Source organism: Pseudomonas sp. CFBP 13719, assembly GCF_014842095.1.
GTDB lineage: Bacteria > Pseudomonadota > Gammaproteobacteria > Pseudomonadales > Pseudomonadaceae > Aquipseudomonas.
The window spans coordinates 359,262-381,337 of the sequence record NZ_JACYVB010000004.1 but is presented as its reverse complement, the minus strand read 5'-3'; the positions used below and the strand labels follow the sequence as shown (position 1 = coordinate 381,337).

The 22,076-nt window shown below is 64.1% G+C and carries 24 protein-coding genes; 17 read left to right on the top strand and 7 right to left on the bottom strand.

Going from position 1 to position 22,076, the window contains the following annotated elements; genetic code table 11:
* Positions 1 to 58 precede the first annotated feature (58 nt).
* The 6 genes from IFT57_RS16330 to IFT57_RS16305 all read left to right on the top strand — a co-directional run bounded on the left by IFT57_RS16330 (position 59) and on the right by IFT57_RS16305 (position 6,342).
* Positions 59 to 1,432, top strand: a complete 1,374-nt coding sequence (locus tag IFT57_RS16330) for an L-serine ammonia-lyase (protein WP_192152060.1) — start codon at positions 59 to 61, stop codon at positions 1,430 to 1,432.
* A 174-nt stretch (positions 1,433 to 1,606) separates the two neighbouring features.
* The gene (locus IFT57_RS16325) at positions 1,607 to 2,503 is read left to right on the top strand and encodes a Fe(3+) dicitrate ABC transporter substrate-binding protein (RefSeq protein ID WP_446731207.1); all 897 of its coding nucleotides are present in this window, start codon (positions 1,607 to 1,609) and stop codon (positions 2,501 to 2,503) included.
* A complete protein-coding gene (gene fecC / locus IFT57_RS16320) occupies positions 2,504 to 3,493 on the top strand; it encodes an iron-dicitrate ABC transporter permease FecC (RefSeq protein WP_192152058.1) in 990 nt (329 codons plus the stop codon).
* Entirely contained in the window at positions 3,490 to 4,458 is a 969-nt protein-coding gene (locus IFT57_RS16315) for an iron chelate uptake ABC transporter family permease subunit (RefSeq protein ID WP_192152057.1), read from the top strand. The genes fecC and IFT57_RS16315 overlap by 4 nt, the downstream gene beginning before the upstream one ends.
* A 4-nt stretch (positions 4,459 to 4,462) precedes the next feature.
* Entirely contained in the window at positions 4,463 to 5,254 is a 792-nt protein-coding gene (gene fecE / locus IFT57_RS16310; RefSeq protein ID WP_192152056.1) for a Fe(3+) dicitrate ABC transporter ATP-binding protein FecE, read from the top strand.
* 134 nt (positions 5,255 to 5,388) lie between these two features.
* On the top strand, positions 5,389 to 6,342 hold the full coding sequence (locus tag IFT57_RS16305; protein WP_192152055.1) for an adenosine deaminase: 954 nt from the start codon (positions 5,389 to 5,391) through the stop codon (positions 6,340 to 6,342).
* Between the two features lie 35 nt (positions 6,343 to 6,377).
* On the opposite strand, the gene IFT57_RS16300 is transcribed toward IFT57_RS16305, so the two are convergent.
* Entirely contained in the window at positions 6,378 to 7,073 is a 696-nt protein-coding gene (locus tag IFT57_RS16300) for an ArsR/SmtB family transcription factor (RefSeq protein ID WP_122796456.1), read from the bottom strand.
* 414 nt (positions 7,074 to 7,487) lie between these two features.
* On the opposite strand from IFT57_RS16300, the gene IFT57_RS16295 reads away from it, so the two are divergent.
* Positions 7,488 to 7,667, top strand: a complete 180-nt coding sequence (locus tag IFT57_RS16295) for a hypothetical protein (protein WP_192152054.1) — start codon at positions 7,488 to 7,490, stop codon at positions 7,665 to 7,667.
* On the opposite strand, the gene IFT57_RS16290 is transcribed toward IFT57_RS16295, so the two are convergent.
* Together IFT57_RS16290 and IFT57_RS16285 are read right to left on the bottom strand one after the other, a co-directional pair.
* The gene (locus IFT57_RS16290) at positions 7,664 to 8,857 is read right to left on the bottom strand and encodes a multidrug effflux MFS transporter (protein ID WP_192152053.1); all 1,194 of its coding nucleotides are present in this window, start codon (positions 8,855 to 8,857) and stop codon (positions 7,664 to 7,666) included. The genes IFT57_RS16295 and IFT57_RS16290 overlap by 4 nt on opposite strands.
* A gap of 48 nt (positions 8,858 to 8,905) precedes the next feature.
* Positions 8,906 to 9,103 (bottom strand): heavy-metal-associated domain-containing protein, encoded by a 198-nt coding sequence (locus IFT57_RS16285; protein ID WP_192152052.1) that lies wholly within the window; start codon positions 9,101 to 9,103, stop codon positions 8,906 to 8,908.
* A gap of 155 nt (positions 9,104 to 9,258) precedes the next feature.
* Between IFT57_RS16285 and IFT57_RS16280 the strand changes: the two genes are divergently transcribed.
* Both IFT57_RS16280 and cueR read left to right on the top strand, forming a co-directional pair.
* A complete protein-coding gene (locus IFT57_RS16280) occupies positions 9,259 to 9,645 on the top strand; it encodes a hypothetical protein (RefSeq protein ID WP_122714690.1) in 387 nt (128 codons plus the stop codon).
* A gap of 57 nt (positions 9,646 to 9,702) precedes the next feature.
* Entirely contained in the window at positions 9,703 to 10,104 is a 402-nt protein-coding gene (cueR, locus tag IFT57_RS16275) for a Cu(I)-responsive transcriptional regulator (protein WP_122796460.1), read from the top strand.
* A 36-nt stretch (positions 10,105 to 10,140) separates the two neighbouring features.
* On the opposite strand, the gene IFT57_RS16270 is transcribed toward cueR, so the two are convergent.
* A complete protein-coding gene (locus tag IFT57_RS16270) occupies positions 10,141 to 11,034 on the bottom strand; it encodes a PA4780 family RIO1-like protein kinase (RefSeq protein ID WP_122480286.1) in 894 nt (297 codons plus the stop codon).
* 165 nt (positions 11,035 to 11,199) lie between these two features.
* On the bottom strand, positions 11,200 to 11,982 hold the full coding sequence (locus tag IFT57_RS16265) for an AraC family transcriptional regulator (protein ID WP_192152051.1): 783 nt from the start codon (positions 11,980 to 11,982) through the stop codon (positions 11,200 to 11,202).
* A gap of 87 nt (positions 11,983 to 12,069) precedes the next feature.
* Between IFT57_RS16265 and IFT57_RS16260 the strand changes: the two genes are divergently transcribed.
* Complete coding sequence (locus tag IFT57_RS16260; RefSeq protein ID WP_192152050.1) at positions 12,070 to 13,101, top strand: bile acid:sodium symporter family protein; 1,032 nt, start codon at positions 12,070 to 12,072, stop codon at positions 13,099 to 13,101.
* Here the strand turns inward: IFT57_RS16260 and IFT57_RS16255 are convergent.
* Positions 13,088 to 14,377 (bottom strand): acetyl-CoA C-acetyltransferase, encoded by a 1,290-nt coding sequence (locus IFT57_RS16255; protein ID WP_192152049.1) that lies wholly within the window; start codon positions 14,375 to 14,377, stop codon positions 13,088 to 13,090. The genes IFT57_RS16260 and IFT57_RS16255 overlap by 14 nt on opposite strands.
* A gap of 131 nt (positions 14,378 to 14,508) precedes the next feature.
* On the opposite strand from IFT57_RS16255, the gene IFT57_RS16250 reads away from it, so the two are divergent.
* The 7 genes from IFT57_RS16250 to IFT57_RS16220 all read left to right on the top strand — a co-directional run bounded on the left by IFT57_RS16250 (position 14,509) and on the right by IFT57_RS16220 (position 19,636).
* On the top strand, positions 14,509 to 15,849 hold the full coding sequence (locus IFT57_RS16250; protein ID WP_192152048.1) for a 3-oxoacyl-ACP reductase: 1,341 nt from the start codon (positions 14,509 to 14,511) through the stop codon (positions 15,847 to 15,849).
* Between the two features lies 1 nt (position 15,850).
* Positions 15,851 to 16,717: a MaoC family dehydratase gene (locus IFT57_RS16245; RefSeq protein ID WP_192152047.1), complete on the top strand. Its 867-nt coding sequence runs from the start codon at positions 15,851 to 15,853 to the stop codon at positions 16,715 to 16,717.
* 54 nt (positions 16,718 to 16,771) lie between these two features.
* Positions 16,772 to 17,077 (top strand): MazG-like family protein, encoded by a 306-nt coding sequence (locus IFT57_RS16240; RefSeq protein WP_192152046.1) that lies wholly within the window; start codon positions 16,772 to 16,774, stop codon positions 17,075 to 17,077.
* On the top strand, positions 17,074 to 17,823 hold the full coding sequence (locus tag IFT57_RS16235) for a methyltransferase (RefSeq protein WP_192152045.1): 750 nt from the start codon (positions 17,074 to 17,076) through the stop codon (positions 17,821 to 17,823). Before IFT57_RS16240 ends, IFT57_RS16235 begins: the two co-directional genes overlap by 4 nt.
* Positions 17,824 to 17,843: 20 nt before the next feature.
* A complete protein-coding gene (locus IFT57_RS16230; RefSeq protein WP_192152044.1) occupies positions 17,844 to 18,461 on the top strand; it encodes a DUF4136 domain-containing protein in 618 nt (205 codons plus the stop codon).
* Positions 18,462 to 18,479: 18 nt separating this feature from the next.
* Positions 18,480 to 19,043 (top strand): DUF4136 domain-containing protein, encoded by a 564-nt coding sequence (locus IFT57_RS16225; RefSeq protein ID WP_192152043.1) that lies wholly within the window; start codon positions 18,480 to 18,482, stop codon positions 19,041 to 19,043.
* Positions 19,044 to 19,165: 122 nt separating this feature from the next.
* Positions 19,166 to 19,636, top strand: a complete 471-nt coding sequence (locus IFT57_RS16220; protein ID WP_122796469.1) for a prepilin peptidase — start codon at positions 19,166 to 19,168, stop codon at positions 19,634 to 19,636.
* Between the two features lie 25 nt (positions 19,637 to 19,661).
* Here IFT57_RS16220 and pbpC read toward each other — a convergent pair whose 3' ends face one another.
* A complete protein-coding gene (gene pbpC / locus IFT57_RS16215) occupies positions 19,662 to 21,947 on the bottom strand; it encodes a peptidoglycan glycosyltransferase PbpC (RefSeq protein WP_446731204.1) in 2,286 nt (761 codons plus the stop codon).
* Positions 21,948 to 22,076 lie beyond the last annotated feature (129 nt).

Below are 22,076 nucleotides of genomic sequence, written 5' to 3'. Positions count from 1 at the left end.
GAAATGTCTGTCAGGCCAAAGATAAGGCACGAGTGTATAGAGAGAGAATGAGGCAGACATGGCTATCAGCGTATTCGACATGTTCAAGATCGGCATCGGCCCCTCCAGTTCGCATACGGTGGGCCCGATGCGCGCCGCTGCCTTGTTTGCCAAAAATCTCACCGAACAGGGCATGGCGCCGCTGGTGGAGCGGATCGAAGCCCGCTTGTATGGCTCGCTGTCCGCCACCGGCATAGGCCATGGCAGTGACCGCGCGACACTGATGGGCTTGATGGGCGAATGGCCCGACCGGGTCGACCCGGACACCGTCGGGCCTCGAGTCGACGAAGTGATCCAGCGGCAATGCCTGCACTTGGGCGATCACATGATCCATTTCGACTGGCAGCGTGACATGCTTCTGCTCGATGAGAGCCTGCCCTACCACCCCAATGGCATGACCTTGGCGGCGCACTTGCAGAATGGCGAGGTGCATGAGCAAACCTACTATTCGGTCGGTGGCGGTTTCGTGGTCGATGCCGAGCAGGCTGCCAGCGGTGTGCTGGACAACGACACCACCGTCCTGCCCTACGACTTTTCCTCGGCGGCGCAGTTGCTGAGCCTGTGCAAGCGCACCGGCCTGAGCATTGCGGCACTGATGATGGAAAACGAAAAGGCCTGGCGTTCCGAAGCGCAGATTCGTGAGCAATTGGCGGTGATCTGGCAAGCGATGCAGGCCTGCGTGGATAAAGGTCTGACCGGGCAAGGCATTCTGCCGGGCGGGCTGAACGTGCGCCGCCGCGCCTATCGTCTGCACCAGAACCTGCAGGAGATCGGCAAGCCCAACGTCATCGGTTCCACCCTCAGCGCCATGGAGTGGGTGAACGTCTTTGCCCTCGCGGTCAACGAGGAAAATGCCGCTGGCGGGCGCATGGTGACCGCTCCCACCAACGGCGCGGCCGGGATCATTCCGGCGGTGTTGCACTACTACATGAAGTTTTGCCCGGAAGCCTCGGCCGACGACGTGGTTCGGTTCTTCCTGGCAGCTGCGGCGGTAGGCATCCTGTGCAAGAAGAACGCATCGATTTCCGGCGCCGAGGTGGGTTGCCAGGGTGAGGTCGGTTCGGCTTGCGCCATGGCGGCTGCCGGCTTGGCCGAGGTGCTGGGTGCCACGCCCGAGCAGGTCGAGAACGCAGCGGAAATCGGCCTGGAGCACAACCTGGGGCTGACCTGCGATCCGGTCGGTGGCCTGGTTCAGGTGCCGTGCATCGAGCGCAACGCGATTGCCGCGGTCAAGGCGATCAATGCCGCGCAAATGGCACTGCGTGGGGATGGCGAGCACTTCATCTCGCTGGATCACGCCATTCGGACCATGCGTGACACCGGTGCCGACATGCACGACAAATACAAGGAGACCTCGCGCGGTGGGTTGGCGGTCAACCTGGTGGAGTGTTGAGCTGTACCCATCGTTTCGAAGGTAAGCTCGACAGCGCGAAACACTCGTAAAAGAGAATGTTTTTTGATCAGAACAGCCTGATATGGAATAGTACCCGCCGTTTTTGCGCGCCCGCCCAGCGCGCAGGTTCCACAGCGAAGGTATTTGTCCATGCGCAGTTCCCGCCTCACCTCGATGATCGTCGCCAGTGTCCTGGCCTTGTGCACACGACTGGTCGTCGCAGCGCCCATCGATATCAATGATGGCCAACACACCGTCCATCTGCCTCAGGCACCACAACGTGTGGTGGTGCTGGAGTTCTCCTTTCTCGATAGCCTGGCAGCGGTGGGCGTCACCCCGGTAGGCGCCGCCGACGATGGCGACGCCAATCGCGTATTGCCCAGGGTACGTAAGGCCATTGGTCAGTGGAGCTCGGTGGGCCTGCGTGCCCAGCCTAGCATCGAACAGATCGCACGCCTCAAGCCTGACCTGATCATTGCCGATCTCAATCGCCACCAGGCGCTGTACAACGACCTGGCGAGCCTGGCGCCGACCTTGCTGCTGCCCTCGCGCGGGGAAGACTATGAAGGCAGCTTGAAGTCCGCCGCGTTGATTGGTCGGGCGTTGGGCAAGAACGAGGCGATGCAGGCGCGGATCGCGCAGAACCGTCGCAGCCTCGCCGACATCGCCGGGCAGATGCCCGCCGGGACCAAAGTGCTGTTCGGTGTGGCTCGGGAAGACAGCTTCTCCGTACACGGACCCCGCTCCTATGCGGGCAGCGTACTGGCGGCTATCGGTTTGCAGGTCCCGCCGGTACGCAGCAACGCGGCACCGACCGAGTTCGTCAGCCTGGAGCAACTGCTGGCACTGGACCCTGCCTGGCTGCTCGTCGGGCACTACCGGCATCCGAGCCTGGTCGACAGCTGGAGCCAGCAGCCACTGTGGCAAGTGCTGGGCGCAGTGCGCAATCATCAGGTTGCAGAGGTCGACGGTGACACCTGGGCACGCAACCGTGGGGTGATGGCATCCGAGCAGATTGCCGAAGACGCACTGGCTATTCTCAAGGGCGGCAAAGCCGCCATGACGCCCTGAATGAGGCGTTGGTGGGCGATGGGGCTCGGCGCGGTGGCCGTCGCCGGGCTGTTCTGGATGTCGCTGTACGCCTGGTCGCCGTTCAGGATCAGCCAGGCGGATGCGTTCAACGGGCTGTTCAACCAGGGCCGTGAGGGCGGCAACATGGCCTATATCGTCGCCCAGCTGCGGGTGCCGCGGGCGCTCTGCGCGGCGTTGGTCGGTGCCTGTCTGGGACTGGCCGGTGCGTTGATGCAGGGCATTACCCGCAACCGACTGGCATCGCCGTCCCTGTTCGGGGTCACGGCGGGTGCCGCGCTGGGCCTGGCGTTGTTCTCCACGGGCCTGGTGGCCCTGCCGTTCGCCGGCGGCGCATTGCTGATGACGTGTCTGGGTGGCGCCTTGGCCTGGGTGATCGTTTTCAGCCTGGGGGGTGCCTGGTCCCCGGCGGCGGCGCAAGGCCGACTGGTGCTGGCCGGGGTCACCGTGGCGGCACTGTGTGCGGCGTTGACGCGGCTGACCGTGATACTGGTCGAGGCACAGGCGCAGAGCGTGCTCAACTGGCTGGCCGGATCGCTGGCCAACGTCGGTGCCGCGCAACTGCAACTGCTGTGGCCTTGCACCCTGATCGGTGCTCTGTGGGCACTCTTCTGCGCACCACGCCTGAATCTGGTGAATCTGGGCGAGGATGCGGCTCGCTCGCTGGGGGTCGGTATCGCCGGCCTGCGCCTGCAGGTGTTTTTCGCCAGTCTGCTGCTGGTGGGTGCCAGTGTCTGCGCAGTCGGCCCCATCGGCTTCGTGGGCCTGATCGCACCGAACATTGCCAGGCAATACCTGGGCAACGACTACCGCTGGCTGATTCCGGCAAGCGCCCTGTTGGGTGCGGCGATCGTGCTGGCGGCCGATCTTGTGAGCCGCGCCGTAGCCTTCCCGGCGGAAACGCCGGCTGGGGTGGTGACCGCGCTGATCGGTGCACCGTTCTTCCTCTACCTAGCCAGGCGTACGCAATGACCCGGCCCTACCCTCGCCTGCTGATCCTGCTGGCGCTGTTGCTCGCTGCCTTGTGGCTGAGCCTGAGCGCAGGCACCTCCTGGCTGGCGCCAAGTGCAGTGTTCGAGCGGTTGCTGGCGCATGACCCGCTGGACTTCGAAGTGTGGAATCATCGCTTGCCGCGCGGGCTGATTGCGATCCTGACCGGCAGCGCCCTGGGCCTGGCCGGTGCCCTGGTGCAGGGGGTGATCCGCAACCCACTGGCGTCCCCGGAGATTCTGGGGGTGACCCAGGGCGCGGGGCTGGCCCTGACCATTGCCATCATCGCGGTGCCGCAATTGCCTTTCACCTGGCTGCCGCTGGTGGCCAGTGTGGGCGGCGCTGGCGGCGCGCTGCTGCTGGCGCTGTACAACAGCGGTGTGAGCTTTTCCGGCGTGCGCTTTGCGTTGTCCGGGGTGGCGATCGCCGTGACCCTGTCGAGCATCACCGAGTTTCTGATCCTGTCGCACCCGCTGGACATCAACACCGCGCTGCTGGCCTTGACGGGCAGCCTGTGGAGTCGCAGTTGGCATCATCTGGCGTTGGCCCTGCCGTTCCTGGTACTGATGCCTTTGGCGCTGGGCCTGGCGAAACCGCTGAACCTGATCGGCCTGGGCGACGAAGCGGCGCACTGCCTGGGTACCGCACTCAAGCGCACACGCTGGCTGGCAATGGGCGCCGCGGTGCTGTTGAGCAGCCTGGGCGTGGGCATCATCGGCCCGGTGGGCTTTCTTGGCTTGGTTGCTCCGCACATGGCACGCCGCCTGGTGGGCGGGCATCATCAGCACCTGCTGCCGGCCTCGATGTTGATCGGCGCCCTCTTGCTGGTGCTGGCCGACACGCTGGGCCGCACACTGATCGCGCCCAGCGAGATCCCGGCGGGCGTTCTGACCGCGGTCATCGGCGCACCTTACTTTCTCTGGCTGCTGGCACGCTTCAAGGGCTGACATCATGAGCATCATCAAGGCCGACGGCGTGGATATCGGCTACGGCGCCACGCCTATCGTACGCAATCTCTCGTTCACCCCACCTGCCGGGCAAGTCACCGCGCTGATCGGGCCCAATGGCTGTGGCAAGTCGACGCTGCTCAAGGCGCTGGCACGCATCATTACGCCGCAATGCGGCACGGTGAGCCTCGACGGCCAGGCGTACGCGCAACTGTCGTCGCGCACGTTGGCGCAGCATGTCGCGTTCCTGCCGCAGGTGCTGCCCATTCCGGAGGGGGTCAGCGTTGCCCAGCTGGTGGCTTACGGGCGCAGCCCGCACAACAGCTTCTGGGGACGCCTGAGCGGTACGGACCGCGCTGCCGTGGACCAGGCCTTGCAGCGCATGGGTTTGGAATCACTCGCCGACACCGCGCTGGCGGACCTCTCCGGCGGCCAGCGTCAAAGGGCCTGGCTGGCCATGGTGCTGGCGCAGAACACGCCAGTGGTGTTGCTCGACGAGCCCACGACCTATCTGGATATCAGCCATCAGGTCGAGCTACTCGACCTGATGCGCCAGCTTGCCGCCGAAGGCAAGACCGTGGTCACCGTGTTGCACGATATCAACCAGGCATGCCGCTACGCCGATCATCTGGCGGTGATGTATCAAGGACGGCTGGTAGCCGATGGCCCGCCTGGGCAGGTCGTCGATGCGCAATTGATGCAGCGGGTATTCGAGGTGCAGGTGCAGATCGTCCGTGAACCGGTGGCGGGCACGCCGATGTGCGTGGTGGAAAAGAGCACGCGCGCTTCGACCTGAATGGCGTGGCAGTTGGCCGGGACTGGCACCCGGACGTCGGCGCGAACCTGCCGGTCAAGCCCCTGCGGCTGCGAGGCAAGGGCAATACCTGTAGAATCGGGCACGATTGCACCTGATGAGAGAACGAAAACACCATGTACGACTGGCTCAATGCCTTGCCCAAGGCCGAACTGCACATGCACCTGGAAGGCTCGCTGGAACCCGAGCTGCTGTTCGCCCTGGCCGAGCGCAACAAGATCGCGCTGCCCTGGAATGATGTAGAGGCGCTGCGTGGAGCCTATGCGTTCAACAATCTGCAGGAGTTTCTCGACCTGTACTACCGCGGTGCCGACGTGTTGCGCACCGAGCAGGATTTCTACGACCTGACCTGGGCCTATCTGTTGCGCTGCCAGGCTCAGAACGTGGTGCACACCGAACCGTTCTTCGATCCGCAGACCCACACCGACCGTGGCATTGCCTTTGAAACCGTACTGGGCGGCATCACCGCCGCACTCAACGACGGTCGCACTCGGCTGGGCGTCGACAGTGGGCTGATCCTCAGCTTTCTGCGCCACCTGAGCGAAGACGAGGCACAGAAGACCCTGGATCAGGCCCTGCCTTTCCGCGACGCATTCGTTGCCGTGGGGCTGGACAGCTCCGAGATGGGCCATCCGCCGAGCAAGTTCAAGCGTGTGTTCGACCGCGCCCGCGACGAGGGCTTCCTGACGGTCGCCCATGCCGGTGAAGAAGGCCCGCCTGAGTACATCTGGGAAGCTCTGGACTTGCTCAAGATCGAACGCATCGACCACGGCGTGCGTGCCATCGAGGATGAGCGCCTGATGCAGCGCATCATCGACGAGCAGATCCCACTGACCGTGTGCCCGCTCTCCAACACCAAGCTGTGTGTGTTCGATCACATGAGCCAGCACAACATTCTCGACATGCTCGAACGTGGGGTGAAGGTCACGGTCAATTCCGATGACCCGGCCTATTTCGGCGGCTACGTCACCGAGAACTACTACGCGCTGCACACCCATCTGGGCATGACCGAGGACCAAGCCAAACGCCTGGCGCAGAACAGCCTGGATGCTCGCCTGATCAGGCAGTGAGGCCGGCGGCGTCGAAGCGCCGCCTTGCCCCCCCATCACGTACCCAGGCGACCGATCTCGCTCATGCCCAAGCGGGTGACCTGCAGCGCGCGGCTGTCTTCGTTGAGCTTGAGCCAGCCCGACTGCAGGAACAGGGTCAGCAGCCCTGCACCGAGTGCGCCACCCACGTGCGGGCGCTGGGTGCTCCAGTCGCAACAGCTGTGCAGCGGCTGGCGGCCGCGATTGACCAGCGCCTGGGTGTAGATGCCTTGGCTGGCCAGACGGCTGCTGCCCAACGCAGTCACTTCGAGCCGCTGTTCATAGTGTTCGAGCCAGCCGTTCTGGACCATGCGCTGGAACAGGTCGGCCGCCAGCACGCCGCCCAGATGATCACCGCACAGGCGTACCTGATGCAGGGCCTTGGGCGAGCGCGGCTTGGGCACGCTGATGCGCGCCGCCATTCCTGCATTGGCCTGCACCAACGAGACGCTGGCCAATGCCTCCACCGCTGCCCCCACTTCCGGCTTGGCCAGGCGAAAGAAACGCTTGCGCCCACGCGCTTCGAGCGTCAGCAGACCACCTGCCGACAACCGCGCCAGATGCGCGCCGGCCGACGAGGGCGAGACACCTGCCAGCGATGCCAGCTCGTCGGCGCCTCGCGTGGTGCCGTCGATGAGCGCCCAGAGCATGGCGCTGCGCTTGGGGTCGGCCAGCAATGTGGCGATCCGGCTGATGCAAGGTGTTGGTTGCATGTGTTCACTCCCTGTGGAAACGTTCGTCAATCTGGCAATGGTTGCCGGGGTGATTATATGCACCCTGCCGTTGTACGGAATTGGACGAAATCGCCGGGAATGAGCATCGAATGCGAGGGGTGTGCAATACCCTGTACTTGTATGAGACGCCCTTACCGATGGCAATTTCCGGGACGCTTGCTCAAGCGCCCGCAACGCGTCGCTCTCTTGCAGGAAAGTCGGTTGGATACATGATTCATTACAGGTTTGACCTCACAGCCGGGGCGGACTTTTCCCGCAATGTCCGTCCTCGCAGACCTACATGATTGTTTGGCTCGCGCTGCCTCGCCGTCAGTCCGACGGGCACCCGATGACGCTCGCACGGCCGAAATGAGGACTACACTGGGTCCTCATCTCGAGCCCGAGGACATCGCAATGAAAGTTCTTCTTTCTGAGTTGAAGCAACCACGTGGCAGCTGCTGGCAAGTGCGCATGGACCAGCATGCGGTGTCATTCCGCAGCGAAGCCGAGGCGCGGGCCTTCATCGCCACGCTGGAGGCCCGCTTGCAGGCGCCCTACGGCTTGCCGCAGGCGCGGGGAAGCAACGCTGGCTAAGTGCCTATCGGCAGGTCGCGACGCCGCTGGCAGCGGTGTGTCAGTACCGCCGCACAGACGGCAAGGATGCCGCAGCCAGCGATCACCCAGGCCATCGGCATTGCCGTGCCGTCGTGCAGTAACCCGACCAACGACGCGGCAGCGGCGGCGAGGCTGAATTGCAGGCACCCTAGCAGCGCCGATGCGCTGCCGGCACGCGAGCCCTGCCCGCTCATGGCACACGCGGAAGCGTTGGGGATGATCCCCCCCAGGCTCGCCAGACAGACGAACAACGGAATCAGCAATGGCCACAATACCGCTGGCTGCAGCGCACTGAGCGCAAGCAGCACCGCGCCCGCTGCCATGTATACCCATACGGTGCGCGACAGCAGCAACGCCGGACCACGACGCGACAACAGGCGAGCGTTGACCTGCGCCATCAGAATGAACCCTGCGGCATTGCTGCCGAACAGCCAGCCATAGTGTTCGGCGGGTACGCCGTAGAGTTTGATGAACACGAACGGTGACCCGGCGATATAGGCGAACATGCCGGCCATGGCGATTCCGCCGGTCAGCGCATGCCCCATGAACACAGGGTCCAGCAACAACCCACCGTACAGCCTGGGAGCGCCTGCAAGGGGGCGTCTGGGCCTGTCGGCGGGCATGCTTTCCGGCAGGCCCAGGGCGACGGCCAAGGTGCAGGCGGCGCTGAACAGGGTGAGCAGGATGAAGATCCACTGCCAGCCCCAACTGTTGACCAGCACGCCGCCGAGCATGGGAGCCAGGATCGGCGCCAGGCCCATGACCAGCATCAGCTGCGAGAACACCTTGGCCGAGCCGACCGCATCGCATTTGTCGCTGACAATGGCGCGAGCCAGCACCATGCCGGCGCAACCGCCCAGGGCCTGGACGAAGCGGGCAACGATGAGCCATTCCAGCGTGGGTGCGAACGCACAGGCCAGCGAAGCCACGGTGAACAGCGAAACACCCACGAGCAGTGGGACCCTGCGGCCAAAGCGATCGGCCACTGGGCCGTAGATCAGTTGGCCGATCGACAGACCGAGGAAGTAGGCAGCCAGGGTGGTCTGGATATGCTTTTCGTCGGTGCCGAAGGCGAGCGCCATGGCCGGGAAGCCCGGCAGGTAGAAGTCGATCGCCAGGGGGCCGAACGCGCTCAGCGCCCCCAGGATCAGAATGGTCTTGAAGTTCATCGGGTATTCACTACGTCCTGGCAATACAGGCGACGTAGTTTAACCGGGTTATGCCGCTGTCGCGCTGTAGCCTTCTTCGCTGATCAGCTGGATGATTCGCTCGGGCGGCAGGTTGCTGTCGGTTTCGACCTTGCCCGATGCCAGATCGATCTGGACCTGGGCAGCCGGATCTTGAGCGGTAATGGCCTGGGTCACGGCGCGTACGCAATGGCCACAGGTCATGCCTTGCACGTTGAACAGTTGCATGGGTGATACCTCGCTGGACGGGATTGCGATCATTTTCAACCTTCCCATCGAGGCAAGGTCAAGGTAAAGATCAAGTTCTGCTCGGATCGGCCGGGCTGGAATTCCTCCAGCGGCTCGTCCAAGCTGGACGCTGCCCACCCGCCAGGAGAAATTCGATGCGCCCCACCACTGCATGGCTTTTCGGAATGTGTGCCCTGGCAGCGCAGAGCTGTTGGGCCGGTGCCAGTACCGGCCAGCCCTACGGCATTCTGATCGTTTCCCGCGAGCGCCTGGAAGTCGCCACATCCTGCGAGATCGGGGTGTACCTGCAGGACCAACTGGTCGGGCGTTTGTTTCAGGAGCAGGCCACGTCGTTCAACCTGCCGCCAGGCCCCGTGTCGGTCGGTTTGCGTCAGCTTCCGGGGCAAACGCCTGGGTGTGCGCCGGGCATGACCGAATACAAACCGGTAATCGTGACCCTGCAGGCCGGGCAGATTCAGAAATTCCGTATCGCTGCAGGCAGCGCCGGCTTGTACTTGAAGCCCGAGCCACTGGAGTATTGACCTTGCCAGAGGGGCAAGGTTGATACTGGCGCAAACGCCTGCGAGGACATTTCGAGCATGAACATTGGCCAGGCCGCCCGCGAAAGCGGCCTCAGCGCAAAGATGATTCGTTACTACGAGTCCATCGGACTGCTCGCGCCGGCCGTGCGCAGCGACAGCGGCTACCGCCTGTATCAGGCAGCGGACGTGCACACGCTCGGTTTCATCAAGCGCTCGCGCGACCTTGGGTTTTCCCTGGAAGAAGTGGCCAGGCTGCTCACGCTGTGGCAGGACCGCAAGCGTGCCAGCGCCGACGTGAAACAGCTGGCGCGCCGGCATATCGACGAACTCGACCGCCGAATCGGCGAGCTGAGCAGCCTGCGCGACACCCTGGAACACCTGGTGGAACACTGTCACGGCGATGACCGCCCGGACTGCCCGATCCTTCAGGAGCTGGCATCCGGGGGCTGTTGCAGCTGACGCAGGGAAAACGGCATCGGCTTCAAGCTCGGCCGCTTACTGCAACCAGGGCGGAGGCGGTTCTTCCGTTGTCTTGGTTGGCTGGTCATCGGCCTCGCGCGCGGCACGCCGGCGAATGTCGTCCAGGCGCGCGGCCTCGATTTCACGCATGACCCCGCCCACATCGGCTTCCACTTCTTCCTCTGCGAACTCACCGGTCAGCACACTGGCCGGGTGCAGCTTGCCTTCTTCGTACAACGCCCACATTTCCTTGGCGTAGCGCGTCTGGCGAAGCTCGGGAGCGAACCGGCCGAAATAGCTGGCCATGTTGCCGACGTCGCGCTCGAGCATGCTGAAGGCATGGTTGTTGCCCGCCGCATCCACGGCCTGCGGCAGATCGATGATCACCGGGCCATCGGGCGTCAGCAGCACGTTGAACTCGGAGAGGTCGCCGTGCACCAGGCCTGTGCACAGCATCAGCACGATCTGGTGGATGAGGAACGCGTGGTACTCGCGCGCCTGGTCCGGTTCCAGCTCGACGTCGTTGAGACGTGGGGCTGCATCGCCGTCCTCGTCGCAGATCATCTCCATGAGCAAGACGCCCTCGAGAAAATCGTACGGCTTGGGCACACGCACACCGGCACTGGCCAGCCGGAACAACGCCGCGACCTCGGCGTTCTGCCAGGCGTCCTCGGTTTCCTTGCGACCGAACTTGGAACCCTTGGCCATTGCCCGAGCCTGTCGGCTGTTGCGCACCTTGCGGCCTTCCTGATATTCGGCCGCCTGGCGAAAGCTTCGTTTGTTCGCCTCCTTGTAGACCTTGGCGCAGCGCAATTCCTTGCCACAGCGCACCACATAGACAGCTGCTTCTTTACCGCTCATCAGCGGTCGCAGCACCTCGTCCACCAGACCGTCCTCGATCAGCGGTTCAATGCGTTTTGGAGTCTTCATCAGCTTTTATTCTGGGTCCTTCGTAGCCAAACACGCGAATTCTGGCGGCATCGTCTCACAGCGAGCGCGGCTTGCCGACCCGAGCCTGTAAAAGGATGCAAACAACTCGCCAAGCGGTGGACGATCATAGCGCTTTCGCAGCTGATGGACAGCGGCGCTCATGCATTAAAGCTCGCCCGGGGTGAAACCGAACAGCGCCTTGAACGCTGCGATGAAGGCCGATGTGGATTCGTAGCCGTTGTTCAATGCGGCCGTGGTCACACTGTCACCGTTTTCCAGCGCCTGCAGCGACGACAGCAGCCGCATGCGCTGCCGCCAGGCCCGATAGCTCATGCCGGTTTCGCGCTGGAACAGGCGCATCAGGGTCTTTTCCGACGTCCCCAGGCGATGCGCCCACTGGGTCAGCGTGGTGGCCTGATCAGGGGCGGCAATCAGCTGGTTGCACAACGCCAACAGACGATGCTCCCTGGGCAAGGGCAACGAGAACGCCACCTCGGGCAGCTCCGCCAACTGATCCAGCAATACCTGCACCAGACGTGCCTGAGCGGTGTCACCGGCCGGGTAGTCATGGGGCAACTCGCAGAAACCCTTGATCAGCTCCCGTGCCAGCGGGGTGACCTCGAGCACCTTGCAGTGATCCGTGAGGAAAGGCGACTCTTCTCTGCGCACGTACAGACTGCGCATCTCGGCGCGCATCGAGGTGACGACCTTGTGTTCCACTCCCGCCGGAATCCAGATACCCCACTGCGGCGGCGCGAAGAAACTGCCTTCATCGGTGTGCACGCCGAGGACGCCGCTGATGGCGTAGGAAAACTGCGCCCAATCGTGTCGGTGGGCGGGCGTCCACGACCCTGCACCCAGGCTTTCGGCACGCGCATACAACGGCCGAGGCAGGCTTGCCAAGGCGGGGATGGGGCGTGGTGGCGATACATGTCCGTTTGGCGGCATTGATTGGCCCTCTGTCGCAAGACGGCAATAGAGTGCCTGAGTTAGCCTGCCGTTCTCAATGTCCATCGACGCACAGGCGATTCATTCATGCACATTCTCAAACACCTCAAGCGCGTGGTGACCGATTGGTTTCTCTGCGGCATGGTGCTGGCAGTCCTGCTGGCGTGGATTTTTCCAGGATTTGGCGCCACCGGCGGCGCCATGCACGCAGGTCTGGTGACCAATATCGGCGTGTTCGTGGTGTTCTTCCTGCATGGCATGAACCTGTCCAGCGAGCAGATCCGCCATGGATTGAAGAACTGGCGCCTGCATGTGATGGTTCAAGCCTTCACCTTCGTGGTGTTCCCGCTGCTGTGGCTGGCGTGCGACAAGACCCTCGGCGCTTTCATTCCCGGCACCTTGATGGTGGGCTTTCTGTACCTCGCAGCCCTGCCCTCGACCATATCGTCGTCGGTGGCACTGACGGGCAGTGCGGGCGGCAACGTACCAGCAGCGATCCTCAACGCCAGCCTGTCGAGCGTGCTGGGTATCTTCATCACGCCGTTTCTCTGCGCGCTGGTGGTCGGTGGCGGTTCGGGCGGCATCGACCTTGGGGAAACCCTGCTCGACCTGTGCGCGATGCTGCTGTTGCCGCTGGTGCTGGGGCAACTGCTGCGGCCGTTGTTCGGCAAATTCTTCGGACGGCACAAGCGTTACACCAACCTGATCGACAAGGCCGTGATCCTGCTGCTGGTGTATGCCGCCTTCTGCAACTCGATGGTATCGGGCCTGTGGCAGCAGCAGGGCGCATCGGTATTGGCCATGGCCGTGGGCGGGAGTGCCCTGCTGTTGGCACTGATCCTGCTGTTGACCACGCGCACCGCCAAACTGCTGGGCTTCAGTCACGCCGACAAGGTGGCCGCCGTGTTCTGCGCCAGCAAGAAGTCACTGGCGGCAGGCGCACCGATGGCGGCGTTGATTTTCGGCAGCAACCCCGGCCTGGGCTTGATTCTGCTGCCGATCATGATCTATCACCCGCTGCAGTTGATCGTGTGTTCGATCATGGCGGAAAACTATGCCAACCAACTACGTGTGGAAACTGCAAGCGTGCCCGTGAGCGCAACCGTCAGCGCTCGATGATTGCCGTGACGCCCTGGCCGCCGGCTGCGCAAATCGAAATCAGGCCGCGGCCACGGCCGGCTTTGTCCAGAAGCTTGCTCAGGTTGCCGAGGATGCGTCCGCCGGTGGCCGCGAACGGGTGACCCGCCGCCAACGAGCTGCCCTTGACGTTGAGGCGGCTGCGATCGATCGAACCCAGCGGCGCATCCAGCCCCAGGCGCGTGCGGCAGTAGTCTGCATCCTCCCAGGCCTTGAGGGTACAGAGTACTTGTGCGGCGAAGGCTTCATGTATTTCGTAGTAATCGAAATCCTGCAGGCTCAAGCCATTGCGCGCCAACAGTCGCGGAACCGCGTAGACCGGTGCCATCAGCAACCCTTCCTGCCCCCCCACGAAGTCCACTGCAGCGGTTTCGCCATCGCGCCAGTACGCCAGCACCGGCAGCCCGCGCTCCCTGGCCCAGGCTTCGCTGGCCAACAGCACCACCGAAGCGCCATCGGTCAAAGGGGTGGAGTTGCCTGCGGTGAGCGTACCCTGCTGGTTTTTCTCGAACACTGGCTTGAGCGCCGAGAGCTTTTCCAGGGTCAGGTCGGGACGCAGATTGTGGTCGCGGACCAGCCCGCCAAACGGCGTGGTGAGATCGTTCTGCCAGCCTTGGGCATAGGCGGTAGCCAGGTTCTGGTGACTGCGCAGCGCCAGTTCATCCTGCTCGTGGCGGGGGATGTTCCAGTGCTGCGCCATCAGCTCGCAATGCTGCCCCATCGACAGACCGGTGCGCGGCTCGCCGTTGCGCGGCAGCTCGGGGCGCAGATGCTGTGGCCGCAGTTGCAGCAATGCCTTGGCTCGGTCGCCCAGCGATTTGGCCCGATGCGTCTGCAACAGGATCTGGCGCAAGCCTTCATCGACCGCGATGGGCGCATCGGACGCGCTGTCGACACCGCCGGCAATGCCACATTCGATCTGGCCCAACGCGATCTTGTTGGCCACCAGCAGCGCGCTTTCCAGACCCGTGCCACACGCTTGCTGAACATCGTAGGCCGGGGTCTGTGCGGACAGCCGCGAGCCCAGGACGCTCTCTCGGGTCAAGTTGAAATCGCGGGAATGCTTGAGCACCGCACCGGCGGCAACTTCACCCAGACGCAGGCCGTGCAGACCATAACGTTCGATCAGGCCTTCGAGCGCGGCCGTGAGCATGGCCTGATTTCCGACTCGGGCGTAGGGCCCGTTGGCGCGAGCGAACGGGATACGATTGCTGCCAACGATGGCAACCCGGCGCACCGTATGCGTATCTAGGTTCATGTCGAACCTCCTGGATTGAAAGGCGAAAGCGAGATTCCGGGTCGAGCATGATGCATGGCACGGGGCCCGGGCGAACGACGCGCGCCTTGCCGTGGTCCACACTTTGAACCCTTTGAACCGGAGCACGTTCCATGTCCGATCGATATATCGACTTCGCCAACTCCGACCTTGGCCGTCGCCTGGTAGGGGCCGTTGGCCTGCCTGCGCCGGCGCGCCTGGAGCGCTGGCAAGGCGGACGGTTGCGACCGGTGGAAGGCACCCTGCTGCTGGGCGGCGGTGGGCTCGCCGACAAGGTGGCCGGCTTCGCTTCACGCTTGACCGACACCGCGTACGGCGCCGCTGACCTGCCGAGCTGGACCGCCGGCCTGGGACCCAAGCTCAAGGCCGTGGTGTTCGACGCCAGCGAGCTCGTCGACAGTACCCAGCTGGTACGCTTGCGCGAATTCTTCCAGCCGGTGATCAAGAGCCTGGACCATAACGCGCACATCGTCATTCTGGGACGCAACCCCCGCGACCTGGAAGACCCGCAGGCACACATTGCCCAGCGTGCCGTAGAAGGTTTCAGTCGGTCGCTGGCCAAGGAGCTGCGCAACGGTGGGACATTGCAATTGCTGTATATCGCACCTGAAGCCGACGAACAGCTGGAAGGTGCGTTGCGCTTCTTTCTTTCGCCCAAGAGTGCGTTCGTGTCGGGCCAGGTGCTGTCGCTGCAGGCCAGCGCCCGCCAGGTCACTGACTGGACCCGCCCGTTGGCAGGCCGCAAGGCGCTGGTCACCGGCGCCGCGCGGGGCATCGGTGCGTCGATCGCGGAAACCCTGGCGCGCGACGGCGCCGAAGTGATCCTGCTCGATGTGCCCCAGGCACGCCATGACTTGCAAGCGTTGGCGGCACGGCTGGGCGGGCGCACGATTGACCTCGACATCTGCGCCGATGACGCCGCCAGCGAGCTGATCGCGGCGCTGCCGGAGGGGATCGACATCGTGGTGCACAACGCAGGCATCACCCGCGACAAGACCCTGGTCAACATGACGCCCGAGTATTGGGATTCGGTGCTGGCGGTCAACCTGCTCGCCCCGCAACGGCTGACCCAGGCGCTGTTCGACAGTGGCACGCTGCGCGATGACGGCCGGGTGGTATTGCTCTCGTCGACTTCGGGGATTGCCGGCAACCGTGGGCAGAGCAACTACGCCGCGAGCAAGGCCGGACTAATCGGCCTGGCGGAAGCGTTCGCCGCCAGGCTGGCCATACGCGGTGCGACCATCAACGCCGTGGCACCTGGCTTCATCGAAACCGGCATGACCGCACAGATGCCTTTTGCCCTGCGCGAAGCCGGGAGGCGCATGAGCTCACTGGGCCAGGGTGGCCAACCGCAGGACGTTGCCGAGGCCGTTGCCTGGCTGGCGCAGCCCGGCAGTGGTGGCGTCAATGGCCAAGTGCTGCGCGTGTGCGGCCAAAGCATTCTGGGGGCCTGACATGGCAATCCACTGGCAGACTTTGGCACGCAATCCCGACCTGCCCAGCGCCTATCTGAAAGCAGCGCTCAACCGCAAGATCACCGGCGAGCGTTTGCCTGAGCTGGGCCTGCGTTGCAGTCTGTCGGCCGACCCGCGACACCTGGCGGCCTACCGCGAACTGTGCGGGTTCGGCGAAGGCGGCATGCTGCCGGCCACTTACCCACATGTGCTGGCGTTTGCCTTGCAGATGCGCTTGATGACCGACAAAAGTTTTCCGTTTCCCCTGCTGGGCCTGGTCCATCTACGCAACCGCATCCAGGTGTTGCGCCCGTTGGGCGGGGTCGCCGGTGTACGGGTCAGCGTGCATACGCAGAATCTGCAGCGCCATGAGAAAGGGGTGACGTTCGACCTGGTGACCCAAGTCGACGATCCCTTGGGGTCGCTGTGGCAGGAACACAGCACCTTTTTGTGTCGCCACGCGAAGGTCGAGGGCCTGCCGGAGTCCGCGCCCGCGCCCCTCCCGCATCCGCAGCAGGCCTTGGTAGCGGTACATCGCTGGTATGCGGCGGCGGACACCGGACGACGCTACGCGCGAGTCTCGGGCGATTACAACCCGATTCATCTGAGCGCCCTGAGCGCGCGTCTGTTCGGCTTTCCCACTGCCATTGCCCATGGCATGTGGAGCTTGGCGCAAAGTGTGGCGGCCTTGCGCGAACGCCTGCCGTTGAGCAATTACCAGCTGGCGGTGGAATTCCACAAACCGGTACGCCTGCCCAGCGAGTTGATCTTGAGCGCCACTGCTGCAGAGCTCGGCGGGCAGTTGGCCTTGCATGGGCGCGACGAGCTGTTGCACATGAGCGGCACTTGGGGGCCTGTGGTTCTGTAGCTATTGCGTTCGGCAAAGTTCGGCTTGAAGCTATGCGCCTTCAGGAGCTTTGCAATGAACCTAGACGCACTTACCCAACGCCTTCATCAGATCCGCGAAAACAACGATTGGCGGCGCTTTCACAGCCCGAAGAACCTGGCCATGGCCGCGAGCGTGGAGATGTCCGAGCTGCTGGAAATCTTCCAGTGGCTGACCGAAGACCAGTCGCGACAACTGTCGGCCGAGCAGCTCGAACATGCCGGTCAAGAGGTTGGTGACGTGGTGCTGTACCTGTTGCTGCTGTGCAGCGAACTGGGCCTGGACATGGAACAGGTGGTACGCGCCAAACTCGCTGACAGCGAGCGGCGGTTCGCTCGATGAACGATCGCCATTTCGATCAATTGGCGACCCGCTTTGCCGAGAAGATCTATGGCGGCGCCAAAGGCGCGATCCGCCTTGCCGTGCTCCAGGCCGACCTGCGCGAAGCTCTGCCTCAGCGTCCCCTGCGCGTGCTGGACATCGGCGGCGGCTTGGGCCACATGGCCTTGTGGCTGGCCGAGCAAGGTCATCAGGTCACCTTCAGCGAACCGGCCGAACCCATGCTTGACGGTGCGCGCGAGCGCTTCGCGGCAGCGGGCCAGAGCGCCACATTCATCCAGGCGTCCTGGCAGCAGCTGCCCGCACTTGGATTGCCCGCCTTCGATCTGGTGATCTGCCACGCCGTGCTGGAATGGCTGGCCGAGCCCCATGCCATTCTGCCCGTCCTGCATTCGCTGACTGCCGCCAATGGCTGGCTGTCATTGGCGTTCTACAATCGCGATGCGCTGGTCTACCGCAATCTGCTCAAGGGTCATTTCCGCAAACTGCACAGCAATGAGCTGGCAGGCGAAAAACAGAGCCTTACACCCCAGCAGCCATTAGACCCGCGCGAACTTGCTGCGCAACTTGACGGCACCTGGCGTGTCGAATCCAAAAGCGGTGTGCGCGTGTTCCACGACTACATGCCTGTCGACTTTCAGAAGCGCGCCGACCTTGCGCAACTGGTGGAAATGGAGCTCGCCCATCGGCGCCATCCGGCATTTGCCGGCCTGGGTCGCTACCTGCACTGGATCTGCCGCCCCGCTTGATCGGTATCTCGGAGACTGCCATGCGTCGCCTGTCCCTTTGCGCTTTCTGCCTGACCCTGGCGGCCTGCCAAAGCCCCAATCCCTATGTTGCCAGCTCCAGGCCCCTGCCGCCGGCCCCCGCGCAGGCAGCGCAGACGTTCGATGCCAGTGCCTACCCCGCTCCCCCGCGCGACTATGCCCGGTATCGTAATTGGGCCTGGGCCAACGGGCAGCTACCGGCCGGGACCAGTTGGGCGGACTCTGCGCAGATCGCCGAAGCGGTCAGCAATGCCCTCGACCAGCGCGGCTTGCGACCCCAGCGCAGTGGCGACAACGCCGACTTGCGAGTCGGCACCAGCCTGCGCCTGGAAACCCGCCTGCAACAGACCCGCGACGATGTCGGCTACGGGGCCGGCTACGGACGTGGTTATGGCGGCTATGATCGCTACGACCGTTACGGCGCCTATGGCAGCTATCCGGTGGTACGCACTTACCAGATCCAGGTGATGGTGGTGCGCATCGACCTGTTCGACGGCAAGAGCGGCCAGCCCGTCTGGAGCGCGAGTGCTGAAACCAGCAGCCAAGGCAGCCTGAGCGATCGTAACGAGGCGTTACGCAACGCTGTGCAAAAGGCGCTCACGGCTTATCCTCCGTCCTGACCCACAGGAGATTTCACCATGTTGCGTCATCTTGCCGTTCTACCGCTGGCCCTGCTGCTGAGCGCCTGCCAAACCCCTCGAGTCAATCATGATTTCGATGCCAGCCGCGACTTCGCGGCCTATCGCAGCTGGGCCTGGAAAGAGCCGGCGGTGCAATATCGGCCAGACGATCCGCGGGTTCGCAGCGACCTGACCGAGCAGCGCATTCGCCAAGCCGTCAGCAGTCAGCTCGACCAGCGCGGACTACGCCCTGCCGCTGCCGATGGCCGTGCCGACGTCACGCTGCAGGCCTACCTGATCGTCGACACTCGTCAGCAGCAGGTCACGACCAATTATGGCGGTGGCTGGGGTGGGGGCTACTGGGGTCCGTATTGGGCATCGCCCGCCATGAACGAAACACGCAGCATCGATTACAAGGTGGCGACCCTGCAGCTGGACATGCTCGATGCGCGGGACGGCAAACTGGTGTGGCGTGGCAGCACCGAACAACTGGTCAACGACAATGCCGTTTCGCCAAGCGAGCGCAGCACTGTCATCCAGAAAGCGGTGAGCGACATCCTGTCCACCTACCCGCCTCGCTGAGCCTGCCGCCAGCGATGAAAAAAAGTGTCGCAGCAACCCCATCGTCACGCGTCAGACGTCTAATCTGAAACAGAAGGCCTGTTTCAGAAGTGAGTCACTGTCGTCGTCAAGCGGGTGCTGCCATGCCAAGTCTCGTTCTTCTCCTGTGGTTTACCTTGTGCGCCGAGCAGGACATCCGGCAGCGGCGCATCGCCGACAAACTGACCGTCGGCGCCGGGGTGCTGGCGCTGGTGTGCCTGTTTGCCACCGGGCACACCTGGATAGGCTCGAGCATGGTCGAGGCGGCCGCAGCGCTGGTGTTGAGCATGGCGCTTACCTTGCCTGGCTACCTCAATGGCCGCCTGAGCTGTGGCGAGGTCAAGCTGCTCTGGGCATTGGCGCTGGCCTCGGACAGCAGTCACCTGGTTGGCACGCTGATCGGCGGTATCGTGGCCCTGGTGCTGTGGGTCTTCGTGTCACCGATGATCTGGTACCGGTTGAGCATTCGCTATCGGCGCAAGGTGGAGTACCTGAACCCCGAGTCGGCAACCGTGCTGCCGCTCACGCCGTTTCTGCTGGCAGGGTTCGTGCTGACACTGTTCTGGCTGAGCTGATCAGCCCGGTTGGCACCCGCCATGCTCAGTCCACCACGGTCAGCTCGGCCCTGGCAGTCTGCCCCGCCTCGTCCAGCACTGTGACTTGATACCGCCCCATGCGCTCGAACACCGCGTTCAGGCCAGTGTCCTGTGCACTGCTTTGCTGGGGCATGCCATTGATGAACCACCAACGCTGTCCCTGTCCGCCGAGTGTTTCGAGGTGTATCCGCAATGGGCCGGCATCGGCGGCCGGATGGCGCAGCCGATCACCGCTGCGCACGCCGACGATCGACAAGGGTGCCATGGCCGGCAACGGTGGCGCGGGGCATTGTGGATCCGAGTCCGGCACACGCATCTGGCGATGTTCGGCCTTGGCCAGCCAGGGTTCGAGTGCGGCCGGCCACAGGGCAATGGAGCGTGCCTGGGCGCCGGGGCAGGAGGCACTGGTGCGCAATCCTGCGGGCGAGAGCCAGACCTGTTCCTGCAGCCCGGTACCCAGCGGTTGGTCCAGCGCCTGCAGGGTGGGCGGGACGGTCTTGTCCAGTGTCCAGGCAAAGCGCTGGCGTCGGCAGCTGGGGTCGCGCCGATCCAGCGCTTGACCCAAAGGCCAGCATATCGCGGCGACGCCGACGCTGGACGGTACGCGCTGGACAGGCGCCGCAATGGCCCGCTGCGTGTCGCGATTGCTCAGGACATCGTGCACCTGCAGCATCAACGGCGCGGCCGAAGCGAGGCCGAACTGGCCGGGGACCGGGGTGCCATCTGGGCGACCGATCCATACCCCGATCAGATAACGCGGGCCGATGCCGATCGACCAGGCGTCACGAAAACCGTAGCTGGTGCCGGTCTTCCAGGCCAGCGTCGGACGCCGGACGAGTTCGGCGTGCAGGTCTTGATCCGGCCGAGCCTGACCGCTGAGGATGCGCCGCACGATCCACGCCGCGCCTGCCGACATCATCGGCCGCTCGCGCAGTACATCCTGCGGCTGCCAGCGCAGTGCAGCACTGTTGCCGCTGCGGGCGAAAGCACTGTAGGCGGCGACCAGATCGTCGAGGCGACTGCCCATCCCGCCCAGGATCATCGCCAGGTTGGGCTCGGCGGCCACGGGCCAGCTCAGGTGCAGGCCGCCGTTGCGCAACTGCGCGGCAAAGCGCTTGGGGCCCAGCGCCTCGAGCACCTGCACGGCGGGCAGATTGAGCGACAGGGCCAGCGCCGAACTGGCCGCGACCGGACCGCTGAATCCTGCGGAAAAATTGCCTGGGCGGTAATCACCGTAGCGTCGCGGGACATCCTGCAACAGAGACTCGGAATGAATCAGGCCGGCGTCCATGGCCATGCCGTAAAGAAACGGCTTGAGCGTGGAGCCTGGCGACCTGACGGCACTGACCATGTCGACGTGACCGAAGCGCCGGTCATCGGCCAGGTCCACCGAGCCCAGGTAGGCGCGCACGGCCATGGTCTGCGCGTCTACCACCAGGATGGCCGCCGAGGTTCGCTCGGGCAGGCGCGCTCGCCAGCCCAGCAGCAGGTCTTCCAGGCGCCGTTGCAGGCTGGCGTCGATCAAGGTGTGGATCAGCGGCGGACTGTCACTGCGGTTCAGGCGCCTGGCCAGCAATGGCGCCAACGCCGGCTCCTGCCGCGGGGCCAGCAACAAAGGCTCCTGTTGTGCTTCGCGTACCTGTGCAGTGGGCCACACGCCGTGCTCGGCCATGCGCTGCAGCACTTTGTTGCGAGCGGCTTGCGCCTGCTGCGGATGGCGGTCGGGACGCAGGCGGCTAGGCGCTTGGGGCAACACCGCCAGCAAAGCGGCTTCGCTGCGAGTGAGCTGTGCAGGCGACTTGCCCAGATACGCCCAACTGGCCGCCGCCACGCCCTGCAGGGTGCCACCGAACGGCGCGCGGTCCAGATACAGCGTGAGGATCTGCGCCTTGCTCAGGTGCCACTCCAACTGCGCGGTTCGCCATAGCTGATGCAGTTTGCCGGCGAAGGTCCGTGAATGCGGATCGAGCAAGCGGGCCACCTGCATCGACAACGTACTGCCGCCCGACAACACCCGACCGCCGCTGAGGTTGAGCCAGGCCGCGCGGGCCAGGGCCAGCGGGTTGACCCCTGGATGCTGGTAGAACCAGCGGTCCTCGTAGGTCAGCAAAGCTTCGAGATAATAGGGCGAAACCTGGTCCACGCTGACCGGATATCGCCATACCCCTTCGGCATCGGCGAAACGCCACAGCGGTGTGCCGTCCTCGGCGAGTACCACGCGCGCCAGATCATCCCGGGGCAACGGCAGTGGCCAGAGTCGATCGGCCAGCCACAGAAGAAAGACCGGCACACAAATCGCCAACAGCACACAGCGAATGAATCTGCCTCGACGCGGTTTCGGAAAAACCAGAAAGCTGCCGATCAAGTGCGGCGACCTTGCAGGCGCTGTCGGGAACTTGGCTCGCTGGCGCATGGCCAA